The organism is Clostridium pasteurianum DSM 525 = ATCC 6013 (assembly GCF_000807255.1).
GTDB lineage: Bacteria > Bacillota > Clostridia > Clostridiales > Clostridiaceae > Clostridium_I > Clostridium_I pasteurianum.
This window is the reverse complement of sequence record NZ_CP009268.1, coordinates 1-14,337: the sequence shown is the minus strand read 5'-3', so window position 1 is coordinate 14,337 and position 14,337 is coordinate 1. Positions and strand designations below refer to the sequence as shown.

Here is a 14,337-nt window from a genome sequence, read left to right as displayed (position 1 = left end):
ATTTCTTCGTTTTATTTTGGTCAAGCCCTCGACCTATTAGTATCAGTCAGCTGAATACATTACTGCACTTACACCTCTGACCTATCAACCTGATGTTCTTTCAGGGGTCTTACTAGCTTACGCTATGGGAAATCTTATCTTGAGGTGGGCTTCACGCTTAGATGCTTTCAGCGTTTATCCCTTCCCGACATAGCTACCCAGCTGTGCCACTGGCGTGACAACTGGTGCACCAGAGGTCAGTCCATCCCGGTCCTCTCGTACTAAGGACAGCTCCTCTCAAATTTCCTACGCCCGCGACGGATAGGGACCGAACTGTCTCACGACGTTCTGAACCCAGCTCGCGTGCCGCTTTAATGGGCGAACAGCCCAACCCTTGGGACCTACTTCAGCCCCAGGATGCGACGAGCCGACATCGAGGTGCCAAACCTCCCCGTCGATGTGGACTCTTGGGGGAGATCAGCCTGTTATCCCCGAGGTAGCTTTTATCCGTTGAGCGATGGCCCTCCCACGAGGAACCACCGGATCACTAAGCCCGACTTTCGTCCCTGCTCCACTTGTTTGTGTCGCAGTCAGGCTCCCTTTTGCCTTTGCACTCTTCGCGCGATTTCCAACCGCGCTGAGGGAACCTTTGGGCGCCTCCGTTACTTTTTAGGAGGCGACCGCCCCAGTCAAACTGCCCATCTAGCAATGTCCCGTGACCAGCTTCATGGCCTCCGGTTAGAATTCCAGTACTGTCAGGGTGGTATCCCAAGGTCGACTCCTCAGCAGCTGACGCCACTGTATCCCAGTCTCCCACCTATCCTGTACAGACAATACCGAAACTCAATGCTAAACTACAGTAAAGCTCTACGGGGTCTTTCCGTCCAATCGCGGGTAGCAAGCATCTTCACTTGCACTACAATTTCGCCGGATTCGTTGTTGAGACAGTGCCCAAATCATTACGCCATTCGTGCGGGTCGGAACTTACCCGACAAGGAATTTCGCTACCTTAGGACCGTTATAGTTACGGCCGCCGTTTACTGGGGCTTAAGTTCACCGCTTCGATTACTCTTACGGATCCCCTTAACCTTCCAGCACCGGGCAGGCGTCAGCCCCTATACATCAGCTTTCGCTTTAGCAGAGACCTGTGTTTTTGCTAAACAGTTGCTTGGGCCTATCCTCTGCGGCCTGCTAAAAGCAGGCACCCCTTCTCCCGAAGTTACGGGGTCAATTTGCCGAGTTCCTTAACAACGATTCTTCCGATGGTCTTAGGATTCTCTCCTCACCTACCTGTGTCGGTTTGCGGTACGGGCACCTTTTTCCTTGATAGAGGCTTTTCTTGGCAGTGTGAAATCAGATACTTCGCTAAAAATTAGCTCCCCATAACACCTTGACTAATCAGGCGGATTTGCCAGCCTGCACGTCTTAGTGCTTAGACGCACATCCAATAGTGCGCACATCTTATCCTTCTGCGTCACCCCATCTCTCATAACGGAGAAAGGTGGTATCGGAATATCAACCGATTATCCATCACCTACGCCTTTCGGCCTCGGCTTAGGACCCGACTAACCCTGAGCGGACGAGCCTTCCTCAGGAAACCTTAGGTTTTCGACCACTAAGATTCTCACTTAGTTCTCGCTACTTATGCCAGCATACTCACTCCTGCACTGTCCACCGCTCCTTACGGTACGACTTCAACCGGTGCAGGAAGCTCCTCTACCGCTCTTACGAGCCCATAGCTTCGGTGGTAAGTTTTAGCCCCGGACATTTTCGGCGCAGGATCTCTTGACTAGTGAGCTATTACGCACTCTTTAAATGAGTGGCTGCTTCTGAGCCAACATCCTAGTTGTCTTAGAAATCCCACATCCTTTACCACTTAACTTACACTTTGGGACCTTAGCTGATGATCTGGGCTGTTTCCCTTTTGACTACGGATCTTATCATTCGCAGTCTGACTGCCGAAATAAAAGTATATGGCATTCGGAGTTTGATAGAGTTCAGTAACTGTTGTCAGCCCCTACCTCATTCAGTGCTCTACCTCCATAACTCAATTAATCGACGCTAGCCCTAAAGCTATTTCGAGGAGAACCAGCTATCTCCGAGTTCGATTGGAATTTCTCCGCTATCCACAGCTCATCCCATGGTTTTTCAACACCAATGTGGTTCGGTCCTCCACGGAATTTTACTTCCGCTTCAACCTGGCCATGGATAGGTCACTCGGTTTCGGGTCTACAGCATGCAACTAGTCGCCCTGTTAAGACTTGGTTTCCCTTCGGCTGCGCACCATAAGTGCTTAACCTTGCTGCATACCGTAACTCGCTGGCTCGTTCTACAAAAAGCACGTCGTCACACATAAAAAGTGCTACGACCGGTTGTAGGCACACGGTTTCAGGTTCTATTTCACTCCCCTTCCGGGGTTCTTTTCACCTTTCCCTCACGGTACTGCTTCACTATCGGTCACTAGTTAGTATTTAGCCTTGGGAGGTGGTCCTCCCAGCTTCCCACAAGGTTTCACGTGTCTCGTGGTACTCTGGATTAGATCTTGCAATTTTCTCTTTTAACCTACAGGACTATTACCTTCTGCGGTAGAGCTTTCCAGAACTCTTCGGTTAAGATATTATGCAGTGATGATCTATCCACAACCCCAGGGACAAAGTCCCTGGTTTGGGCTGATTCCTTTTCGCTCGCCGCTACTAAGAAAATCGATATTTCTTTCTCTTCCTCCGGGTACTTAGATGTTTCAGTTCCCCGGGTATGTCTCCATATACCTATGAATTCAGTATACAGTACATGTCGTTAAACATGTGGGTTGCCCCATTCGGAAATCTCCGGATCACAGGCTATTTGCGCCTACCCGAAGCTTATCGCAGCTTGTCACGTCCTTCTTCGACTTCTAGTGCCAAGGCATTCACCATGCGCCCTTTGTAGCTTGACCTTGTTACTCTTTTAGGCGTTAGCCTTTTAGAGTTTAGTCTTTATTTGTTTTAATTTCAATCTTTCGATTAAAATCATATTATACAAAGGATTATTTTTTACTTTACTTTGTTTCTCTATGCAATTTTCAAAGTACATTTTAAGAGAATTGATCTCTCAAAATTAAACAGAGACAAGAGTAAGAAACCAATGTATACAACAGTTATCCTGCTGCAATTACTCCTTAGAAAGGAGGTGATCCAGCCGCAGGTTCTCCTACGGCTACCTTGTTACGACTTCACCCCAATCACTAATCCCACCTTCGGCCGCTGGCCCCATAAAGGTTACCTCACGGACTTCGGGTGTTACCAGCTCTCATGGTGTGACGGGCGGTGTGTACAAGGCCCGGGAACGTATTCACCGCGACATTCTGATTCGCGATTACTAGCAACTCCAACTTCATGCAGGCGAATTTCAGCCTGCAATCCGAACTGGGATGAGTTTTCAAGTTTAGCTCCACCTCACGGTATTGCATCTCGTTGTTCTCACCATTGTAGCACGTGTGTAGCCCTAGACATAAGGGGCATGATGATTTGACGTCATCCCCGCCTTCCTCCCGGTTAACCCGGGCAGTCTCACTAGAGTGCTCAACTTAATGGTAGCAACTAATGATAAGGGTTGCGCTCGTTGCGGGACTTAACCCAACATCTCACGACACGAGCTGACGACAACCATGCACCACCTGTCTTCCTGCCCCGAAGGGCTTCACGTATCTCTACGCTATTCAGGAGATGTCAAGTCTAGGTAAGGTTCTTCGCGTTGCTTCGAATTAAACCACATGCTCCGCTGCTTGTGCGGGCCCCCGTCAATTCCTTTGAGTTTTAATCTTGCGACCGTACTTCCCAGGCGGAGTACTTATTGTGTTAACTGCGGCACAGAAGGAGTCGATACCTCCTACACCTAGTACTCATCGTTTACGGCGTGGACTACCAGGGTATCTAATCCTGTTTGCTCCCCACGCTTTCATGCCTCAGCGTCAGTTACAGTCCAGAAAGCCGCCTTCGCCACTGATGTTCTTCCTAATCTCTACGCATTTCACCGCTACACTAGGAATTCCGCTTTCCTCTCCTGCACTCTAGATACCCAGTTTGAAATGCAGTCCCCAGGTTGAGCCCGGGGCTTTCACATCTCACTTAAGTATCCGCCTACACATCCTTTACGCCCAGTAAATCCGGACAACGCTTGCCACCTACGTATTACCGCGGCTGCTGGCACGTAGTTAGCCGTGGCTTCCTCCTTTGGTACCGTCATTATCGTCCCAAAAGACAGAGCTTTACAATCCGAAGACCGTCATCACTCACGCGGCGTTGCTGCATCAGGCTTTCGCCCATTGTGCAATATTCCCCACTGCTGCCTCCCGTAGGAGTCTGGACCGTGTCTCAGTTCCAATGTGGCCGATCACCCTCTCAGGTCGGCTACGCATCGTCGCCTTGGTGAGCCGTTACCTCTCCAACTAGCTAATGCGCCGCGGGTCCATCTCAAAGCGGATTACTCCTTTAATTAAAGCTCCATGTGAAACTTTAATATTATGCGGTATTAATCTCCCTTTCGGGAGGCTATTCCCCTCTTTGAGGCAGGTTACCCACGTGTTACTCACCCGTCCGCCGCTAGAAACCCGAAGGTTTCTCGCTCGACTTGCATGTGTTAAGCACGCCGCCAGCGTTCGTCCTGAGCCAGGATCAAACTCTCAATTTATAAGTTTGATGTTAGCTCATCGCTTCTCTTCTCAATGAAGAGTTTGTTACTCTCAATTTTAATTTCTTAAAATCTAAAGAATTGCTGGTTTACTTACTATTCTTATACTCTGTTTAATTTTCAAAGATCAATCACTGTCATCTGACAGCTTTTATAGTGTATCATCATCAACATAGTTTGTCAAGTTATTTTATAAAAATTTACTAACTAATTAAAAAAACATTTCTTGACGACTTTTATAGTATATCATCATACTTAAATGATGTCAAGAAAATTTTTATATAAGTACTAACTTTTAATCAAATTATCTTAATCGACGAAAGTTATTGTATCAAATTTAATAACACATATATTTTATCTTTTTATATTTTATTAAATAAAAATATAAGCTTTTCTCTTAATTTTATTGTTTTTCTAATTATATCTAGTATTGACACACTAGGCTAGTTGTACATTATAATAAAAAATATATGGATATACAATTTTAAATATAAATTCATATTTTTTATATAGAAACTATACGCCATCTATAAATATCATTATTCACTTATTTTACGTCTATCTTTAAAAATAAATACGAATCCTTCGCACTTACATAAGTATTAATAAATATTACCTATAAATATTTAAAAAAGTACCCTGTAAAATACACAAAAAATAAGCTGTGTATTTTACAGGGTATAGTTGATCTTTATATACAATTTTTTATTAAATTATTCATTAGAAGAATCTGATGATACTTCTTTTTTATATTCATCACTTTCATCTGTATCTATTTTAGCTATAGCCATTACCTTTTCTTCATCTGTAGTTCTCATTAATGTAACTCCCATAGCATTTCTACTGGTAGTAGATATATCTGATACATTTATTCTAATTACTATATCATTACTATTAATAATCATCACTTCATCTGTATCTTTTACCATTCTAGCACCTACAAGTTCACCAGTCTTGTCATTTACTTTATAAGTTATTACTCCTTTTCCGCCTCTTTTTTGAACAGAATATTCAGATACAGGAGTTCTTTTACCGAATCCATTAGAACTTACCACAAGTACATCCTTTTCAACATCTACAACTTCCATACCAACAACAATGTCATCTCCTCTAAGAGTTATTCCTCTTACCCCAGATGCATTTCTTCCAAGAGGTCTAGCATCTTTTTCATTAAACCTTATTGCATATCCATTTTTAGTTGTCATTAATATATCGTTATCACCATTTGTAAGTCTAACGCCAATAAGTTCATCATCTTCTCTTAAATTTATAGCATTAAGACCACTTTTTCTTATTGTTGAATATTGATCAAGTGAAGTCTTCTTTACGACACCATTTTTAGTTGCCATAATAAGATAGTCTTCTTCTTTAAATTCTTTTAGAGTTATAACTGCTTGAATTTTTTCATCTTGATTCAATTGAAGAAGATTTATTAAATTTGTACCTTTAGCAGTCCTTCCTGCTTCATGTATCTCATAAGCCTTTAACTTATAAACTCTTCCACGATTACTAAAGAATAAGATATTATTATGAGTAGATGTTATAAATATGTGTTCTACAAAATCATCTTCTTTAGTTGCCATTGCCTGTATACCTCTTCCACCTCTACGTTGGGCTGTATATGTATCTGCTGGTAATCTTTTTATATATCCAGCATGAGTAAGAGTTATAACAACATCTTCTTCTTCAATAAGGTCTTCTATATCTATTTCATTTTCAGCATTTTCTATAACTGTTTTTCTTTCATCACCATACTTAGATTTTATTTCTGTAAGTTCATCTTTTATTATATTTAAAATCATATATCTATTTGCTAAAACTTTTTCCAAGTATTCAATATTTTTTACAAGCTCTGCCAACTCTTCTTCAATCTTATCTCTCTCTAGACCAGTAAGTCTTCTAAGTTTCATCTCTACAATTGCTTCTGATTGCTTTTCAGAAAGACTAAATGCTTTCATAAGCCTTTCTTCCGCTTCACGAACTGTTTTGGATGACCTTATTATACTTATTACTTCATCAATATGGTCAAGTGCTATTTTAAGACCTTCTAATATATGAGCTCTAGCTCTAGCTTTGTCTAATTCAAACTGAGTTCTTCTTTTTATAACTTCTTCTTGAAAATCTATATAATACTGTAAAACCTGCTTTAAATTAAGATATTGTGGTTTTCCATCAACTAATGCAAGTATTATTATTCCAAAACTATCTTGCAATTTTGTATGCTTATAAAGCTGATTTAATAATACCTGAGGATTGGCATCTCTTTTTAGTTCTATAACAATCCTCATACCTTCTCTATCAGATTCATCTCTAAGATCTGATATTCCAACTAATCTTTTATCTTTAACTAATTCAGCCATATTTTCAATGAGCTTAGCTTTATTAACCTGATAAGGTAATTCAGTAACTATAATTCTATGCTTATTATTTACTTCTTCAATTTCGCATTTTGATCTTACAATAACTTTACCTCTACCAGTTTCGTAGGCACTTCTTATACCTGATTTACCAATTATCATACCTGATGTAGGAAAATCTGGTCCCTTTATCTTTGTCATAAGTTCTAGTATTGTTGTTTCACTATTATCAATGAGCATAAATATACCATCGATGACTTCATTTAAATTATGTGGAGGTATATTAGTTGCCATACCTACTGCAATACCTGATGACCCATTAACTAATAGATTAGGAAATCTAGATGGTATTACGGAAGGTTCTTCTTCCTCACCATCAAAGTTAGGACCAAAATCTACAGTATTTTTAGATATATCTCTAACCATTTCCATAGCCATTTTACTCATTTTTGCTTCTGTATATCTCATAGCAGCTGCTGAATCTCCATCTACAGAGCCAAAATTTCCATGACCATTTACAAGAGGATATCTTAAATTAAAATCCTGAGCCATTCTAACTAAAGCATCATATACTGAAGCATCACCATGAGGATGATATTTACCAAGAACATCTCCAACTATTCTAGCACATTTTCTATATCCTTTATCTGGGGTCAAACCCAGCTCATGCATTGAATATATAATTCTTCTATGAACAGGCTTTAACCCATCTCTTACATCAGGAAGTGCACGGTCAATAATAACACTCATTGCATAACTTATATAGCATTTTTTCATTTCTTCACTTATATTTACTTGTAAAACTTTACCTTCATTGTTCATGTAACACACCTCTTTTATTGTGCTTTATCTGATACTAATATTTACATACTAAAGCTTAAATGTCTAAATTCACAACATTCTTTGCATTTTGTTGGATAAACTCTCTGCGAGGCTCAACTTTATCCCCCATAAGAATTGTAAATATTTCATCAGCTGCCATAGCATCTTCAACAGTTGCTTTCAAAAGTATTCTTCTTTCTGGATCCATCGTAGTTTCCCACAGTTGTTCTGCATTCATTTCTCCTAGACCTTTATAACGTTGAATACTTGTATTGTTGTCTTTACCACCCAGTTCTTCTAATGCTTTATCCAATTCCTCTTCAAGATAACAATATATTTCTTTTTTACCCTTGGAAACTTTGTATAGTGGTGGTTGTGCAATATATACATGACCTTGTTCTACAAGTTCTCTCATGTATCTATAGAAAAATGTCAATAACAATGTTCTTATATGAGCTCCATCTACATCCGCATCAGTCATTATAATAATTCTATGATATCTTATTTTTTCTATATTAAAATCCTTACTTATTCCTGCGCCAAAAGCAGTTATCATAGCCCTTATCATTTCAGAATTTAATATCTTATCTATTCTCTGTTTCTCTACATTCATTATTTTTCCTCTTAAAGGAAGTATTGCTTGAAATCTTCTATCTCGCCCTTGTTTTGCTGATCCACCAGCTGAGTCACCTTCCACTATATAGATTTCACATTCCGCTGGATCCTTTGATGAACAATCTGCAAGTTTACCTGGAAGTGCTGTAGTTTCAAGTACAGATTTTCTTCGTGTTAGTTCCCTAGCCTTTTTTGCTGCATCTCTAGCCCTTGAAGCAAGCATAGCTTTATCTATTATTATCTTTGCTATCTGAGGATTTTCCTCCAAAAATGCACTTACATTTTCACCTAAAATGCTATCAACAATTCCTCTTACTTCACTATTACCAAGTTTTGTCTTTGTCTGACCTTCAAATTGAGGATCTGGAAGTTTAACAGATACAACAGCTGTTAATCCTTCTCTGATATCTTCTCCAGAAAAGTTTTTATCATTTTCCTTAATAAAATTAAACTTTCTTGCATAATCATTTAAAACTCTTGTAAGAGCAGTTTTAAATCCAGAAAGATGCGTTCCACCTTCAACTGTATCAATGTTATTTGCAAAGGAAAATAAATTTTCAGCATATCCATCGTTATATTGGAGAGCTATTTCAACCATATATTCATTTTTATACCCTTCAATATAAATAGGTTCTGGAAAAATAGGTTCTTTATTTCTATTTAAGTAGCTTACAAAAGATTTTATTCCACCTTCATAATGAAATACTTCTTTTTTATCCTGTCTCTCATCTACAAAATTAATTTTTATTCCCTTGTTTAAAAAAGCTAGTTCTCTCAGCCTTTGAGCCAATGTATCATAGTTAAATTCTATCTCATCAAATATTTCAGGATCCGGTTTAAAATTAATTTTAGTACCATGTTCTTCTGTATCACCAATCTTTTCAAACGGACTAGCTACATTACCTCTGTGATACATCTGTCTCCAAATATGTCCTTCTCTTTTAACTATAACCTCACAAGTTTCGGATAAAGCATTAACTACAGATGCCCCAACTCCATGAAGGCCTCCGGATACTTTATATCCTCCTCCTCCAAATTTTCCTCCTGCATGAAGAACTGTCATTATAACTTCAACTGTTGGCTTATTCATTTTATGATGTATTCCTACAGGCATACCTCTACCATCATCAGTTACAGATACTGAATTATCTTTATGAATTACAACATTTATATTTTTACAAAAACCAGCTAAAGCCTCATCTATGCTGTTATCAACTATTTCATAGACAAGATGATGAAGCCCTTTTAATGAAGTACTACCAATATACATTCCAGGCCTTTTTCTTACCGCTTCCAATCCTTCAAGAACCTGAATTTGACTTTCATCATAATTTCCATTATTTTGTGACATTAAAATCCTCCTATCTAACTAAAAGCACTATGGCTCAAAATACAACATTTCACTTCTTTTACTAAGTGTAGCAGAAGATATTGGTGATAAAAATATTTTACTTTTTTGGTTTATTTCAGCAATTATAAATGATTTTGGTTTTTCATCGGTTATTCTTTCAACAAAACCATCTTCTTCTGCCATTCTTAAAAACTGACTAGTATCTGAACTATACATAGTCGTTTCTATATCAAAAATACCTATAATATCTTTTATTGGAATTACTACACATTCACCTAAATGTAAAAACATAAAAAACCTCCTTATATTGTATTAACTTCTGATATTTCTCCACTTTCTACATTGAAAATTTTAAAATTACTATTGATATAACTATTTATATTGTTAATTCCTGTACATGTAATAATTGTCTGTACTCCTTTTATAGAATTTAAAATATACTTTTGCCTGGAAATATCCAGTTCTGATAAGACATCGTCTAATAAGAGTACAGGAGATTCCTTTGTATATTCTCTTAGAATATTTAAAGTTGAAAACTTTATGGTTAATATAGCTGTTCTCTGTTGACCTTGTGAACCGTAACTTCTTGTATCTATATTATTTATAAATATACTAAAGTCATCTTTATGAGGTCCTATAGATGTATTACCCCTATATATATCTTTATTTCTATTTTTTTCATAACATTTAAATAAATTATTTTCTATATTTTCTCTATCTTTAACACATGTAATATATTTAAAATTTATATTCTCTTTATTACTAGTTATATCCTTATGTATTTTATTTCCAAAATAATTAAGTTTATCCATATAATTCAGCCTATATTTTATTAATTTGCTTCCATGTTTACTAAGCTGCCTATCATATATTTCCAATATATCAGAATTATTATTTACTTTATTTTTAAGTAATGCGTTTCTTTCACTTAAAACTTTATTATATTGAATTAATTCAAAATAATATCTTGAATTTAATTTAGAAAGTTCCATATCTAAAAACTTTCTTCTATAAATGGGAGAGTCTTTTATTATTTTTAAATCTTCTGGTGAAAATATTACAGCATTAAAAATCCCAAAAAGTTCAGATATTTTTTTTAGCTTTATAGAATTAACATTAATGCCCTTTTTACCTTCTTTAAAAATCTTTATCTCTATTTTTTTATCTAATCTTTCTTTACTGACATATAAATTTATATATGCACTTTCTTTATTCCAGTAAATAAGTTCTTTATCTTTATTAGTTCTATAGGATTTACCTATACTACAATAATAAATACTTTCAAGAATATTAGTTTTTCCTTGAGCATTATTTCCAGTAAATATATTTATATTCTTATCTAGTTTTATGTTGAGCTTTTTATAATTTCTAAAATTGTTAAGTATTAAAGACTCTATATGCATAATTACACACCTTATATTATAACACAAGTATTTAAACTTATGGTAAATCTAATTAATAATACTTTAGTTAAACTATCTTATATACATTTTCATTGAATTCTATCATATCTCCTTTTTTTAATTTTTTTCCTCTCTGAATTTCAACAATTCCATTAACTTTTACTTTACCATTTTTTATAAAGAATTTTGCTTCAGAGCCTTGACTGATAATACCAGCCCATTTTAAAAAAGAATCTAATTTTATTATTTCTGTATTTATTTTAATTTCTTCCATATTTTTCTATGTAACTATAAAGTTACAATCCTCCTATTATTAATTATAACCATTTTTAAAATAATTTAACTATTTAGTAATCTTACTGGCAAAATAAGATAAGTATAATTATTATTTTTTGTACTCTTAACTAGACACGGAGTTACATTACTTGAAAATTCCATATAAATTTCTTCTTCATCAATTATTTTTAATAGATCTATAAGATACTTAGAGTTAAATGCAATTTCCAAATGCTCTCCTTGCAAAATTATATTTATTTCTTCTCTTACATTTCCCAATTGAGAATTAGAAGTTATTATCATATAGTCATCTTCAATATCAAATTTTATTAAACTTGTATTTCCATCTTTCCCAACTAATGATGCTCTTTCTATACAATTTAAAAGTTCTTCTCTTTTTACTGTTACTCTTAGATTGTATTCTTCAGGTATTATAGAAGTATATTTTATGAATTCTCCTTCTAAAAGTCTTGATATAATTTTAGTCTTCTCAAGGTTTATAAGAATATGATTTGAAGTAAATGTTATATTTACTTCACCTTCATCCTGTAGTATTTTAACTACTTCATTTAAAGTTTTTCCTGGAATAACAGCATTTATAAAATTATCATTTTCTATATTTTCACTTCTAAATGCAAGTCTAAAACCATCTAAAGCTACTAAATTTATTTTTTTGTCTTTTACTTCAAATAAAATTCCAGTTAATATAGGTCTTGATTCATCTTGTGCAATAGCAAAAATGGTAGATTTTATCATGTTTTTTAATATTTTTTGTTCTATAGAGAAATTTACATCATCATTAATAGATGGAAGGCTTGGAAAGTCGTCCGCATTCATATGTACTAATGTAAATTGAGATTTTTCACAAATTAATTTAATAGAATTATTATCTATAGAAGTTATTTCTATTTCTTTGTTAGGTAATTTTCTTATTATATCTCCAAATAGCTTAGAATCAACAACTATTTTTCCAATTTCTATAACTTCAGCATCTAATTTAGTTTCAATGCTTAAATCTATATCTGATCCTATTATTGTAATTTGATTTTCTTCTGCAATTATAAGTAATCCTTGTAATATAGGCATGGATGATTTTCCTGTTACAGATTTTTGTGCTATAGATATAGCTTCTTGAAGTTTATTTTTTTCACATTTAAATTTCATAGTAGGTCTTCCTCCTTATACACAAAAAATGTTTTATATATATTAGATTAGATAATATAATAATAATGTAGTAATAGTAGTAGGGGCTGTTGATATGTTAATATGTTTAAAAAACGTTGATAATACTAAATTAAGTGAAAAAATAAGTGTGGATAAGTAAATAACAAAAATTTAGCTTTATCCACATTATTAAGAACAAGTATAAAAATTTTTTTTATCAACAAGTTTATTGTATATTATTATAAACATATGTTATTATTTTTGATTTATTTTTTTAGTTATATCATTTATTGCATTTTTCAATGACTCATCTTTTTTTAGTCCACTAGATATTTTTTCATAAGCATGAATAACAGTAGTATGATCTCTTCCACCAAATTCTTCTCCTATTTTAGGTAAAGACATATCTGTTAGTTTTCTACATAAATACATAGCAATTTGTCTTGGATAAGCTATATTCCTAGTCCTTCTTGCAGATTTAAAGTCTTCTATTCTAAGATTATAATAATTAGCTACTATATCTTGAATTAATTCTACAGTAACTTGGCGTGTTTGTTTATTAGAAATTATATCTTTTAGTGCTTCAGAAGCTAAATCAACGCTTACTTCTTTATTTGTTAAAGAAGAAAATGCAACTATTCTTATTAATGCACCTTCTAATTCTCTTATATTAGATTTTATTTTTGTAGCTATATATACCATTACTTCGTTGGGTATGTTTAAATTTTCTACATCCGCCTTCTTTTTTAATATAGCTATTCGTGTCTCAAAATCAGGAGGTTGTATATCAGCAATAAGTCCCCATTCGAATCGAGAACGAAGTCTATCTTCTAGAGTTGGTATCTCTTTTGGGGGGCGATCACTTGATAATATAATTTGTTTATTACTTTCATGAAGAGTATTAAATGTATGGAAGAATTCTTCCTGAGTCCTCTCTTTTCCACCAATAAATTGGACATCATCTATTAGAAGTACGTCAACATTTCTATACTTAGTTCTAAATTCCTCATTTTTATCGTCTTTTATGGAGTTAATTAATTCGTTTGTAAATTTTTCAGAAGAAACATATACCACTTTAGCTTTAGGGTTATTTTGTAATATATAGTGACCTATAGCATGCATAAGGTGAGTTTTTCCAAGGCCCACCCCACCATATATAAACAATGGATTATATGCTTTTGCAGGAGCTTCAGCAACAGCTAAACAAGCAGCATGAGCAAATCTATTACTATTACCTATAACAAATGAATCAAATTTGTATTTAGGATTTAACATTGTATACATCTCATCATTAGATGATAAATTATCTTTAGATTTACTATCATATGATTCATCAATTTCAGCAGTTTCCTCTGATATTATGGTAAAAACAAGAGAGTATTTTTTTTTAGTAATAACTTTGAGTGAATTTGAAATTAAATCTTTATATCTGCTTTCTAAAATTTCTTTAGTAAATTGATTAGGGACACCAAATTTTATGAAGTCATTTTTTATAGATAAAGGAGATATACTTTTAATCCAAGTATTAAAGCTCACTTCTGTTAATTCACTTTTTATTATGTTTAAAGTTTTTTCCCATATATCTTTTAGTTGGGTGTCCATATTTTATCCTCCAGTAAATTTTTTATCTTAAAATAATTTATTAACAATAATATTAACAAAATAAAGCAACTATTTAAGGTTGTTGACAAATTTATATAAA

Annotated in this window: 7 protein-coding genes and 2 rRNA genes; all 9 read right to left on the bottom strand. The window is 34.9% G+C overall.

The features are described 5' to 3' along the window. Window positions 1-16 precede the first annotated feature (16 nt). Window positions 17-2,914: ribosomal RNA gene (locus CLPA_RS00045) — 23S ribosomal RNA — on the bottom strand. A gap of 226 nt (window positions 2,915-3,140) precedes the next feature. Next, window positions 3,141-4,647 (bottom strand): 16S ribosomal RNA (locus tag CLPA_RS00040). The 16S and 23S rRNA genes sit together here, the layout of an rRNA operon. A gap of 713 nt (window positions 4,648-5,360) precedes the next feature. Further along, a complete protein-coding gene (gene gyrA, locus CLPA_RS00035; RefSeq protein WP_003444862.1) occupies window positions 5,361-7,826 on the bottom strand; it encodes a DNA gyrase subunit A in 2,466 nt (821 codons plus the stop codon). 55 nt (window positions 7,827-7,881) lie between these two features. After that, window positions 7,882-9,792 (bottom strand): DNA topoisomerase (ATP-hydrolyzing) subunit B, encoded by a 1,911-nt coding sequence (gyrB, locus tag CLPA_RS00030; RefSeq protein WP_003444863.1) that lies wholly within the window; start codon window positions 9,790-9,792, stop codon window positions 7,882-7,884. Window positions 9,793-9,819: 27 nt separating this feature from the next. Continuing rightward, complete coding sequence (remB, locus tag CLPA_RS00025) at window positions 9,820-10,083, bottom strand: extracellular matrix regulator RemB (RefSeq protein ID WP_003444864.1); 264 nt, start codon at window positions 10,081-10,083, stop codon at window positions 9,820-9,822. Window positions 10,084-10,094: 11 nt separating this feature from the next. After that, entirely contained in the window at window positions 10,095-11,195 is a 1,101-nt protein-coding gene (gene recF / locus CLPA_RS00020; protein ID WP_003444866.1) for a DNA replication/repair protein RecF, read from the bottom strand. A gap of 67 nt (window positions 11,196-11,262) precedes the next feature. Continuing rightward, complete coding sequence (gene yaaA / locus CLPA_RS00015) at window positions 11,263-11,469, bottom strand: S4 domain-containing protein YaaA (protein WP_003444868.1); 207 nt, start codon at window positions 11,467-11,469, stop codon at window positions 11,263-11,265. Window positions 11,470-11,534: 65 nt separating this feature from the next. Continuing rightward, window positions 11,535-12,635 carry a DNA polymerase III subunit beta gene (gene dnaN, locus CLPA_RS00010; RefSeq protein ID WP_003444869.1) on the bottom strand — a complete coding sequence of 367 codons (1,101 nt, stop codon included), beginning with the start codon at window positions 12,633-12,635 and terminating at the stop codon, window positions 11,535-11,537. Window positions 12,636-12,890: 255 nt separating this feature from the next. Then, the gene (gene dnaA / locus CLPA_RS00005; protein ID WP_003444871.1) at window positions 12,891-14,237 is read right to left on the bottom strand and encodes a chromosomal replication initiator protein DnaA; all 1,347 of its coding nucleotides are present in this window, start codon (window positions 14,235-14,237) and stop codon (window positions 12,891-12,893) included. Window positions 14,238-14,337 lie beyond the last annotated feature (100 nt).

Bases quoted from the DNA above. Each gene is read 5' to 3' on its own strand.
- yaaA (WP_003444868.1), bottom strand. From the start codon at position 11,469: ATGGAAGAAATTAAAATAAATACAGAAATAATAAAATTAGATTCTTTT.
- gyrB (WP_003444863.1), bottom strand. From the start codon at position 9,792: ATGTCACAAAATAATGGAAATTATGATGAAAGTCAAATTCAGGTTCTT.
- gyrA (WP_003444862.1), bottom strand. From the start codon at position 7,826: ATGAACAATGAAGGTAAAGTTTTACAAGTAAATATAAGTGAAGAAATG.
- dnaN (WP_003444869.1), bottom strand. From the start codon at position 12,635: ATGAAATTTAAATGTGAAAAAAATAAACTTCAAGAAGCTATATCTATA.
- recF (WP_003444866.1), bottom strand. From the start codon at position 11,195: ATGCATATAGAGTCTTTAATACTTAACAATTTTAGAAATTATAAAAAG.
- dnaA (WP_003444871.1), bottom strand. From the start codon at position 14,237: ATGGACACCCAACTAAAAGATATATGGGAAAAAACTTTAAACATAATA.
- remB (WP_003444864.1), bottom strand. From the start codon at position 10,083: ATGTTTTTACATTTAGGTGAATGTGTAGTAATTCCAATAAAAGATATT.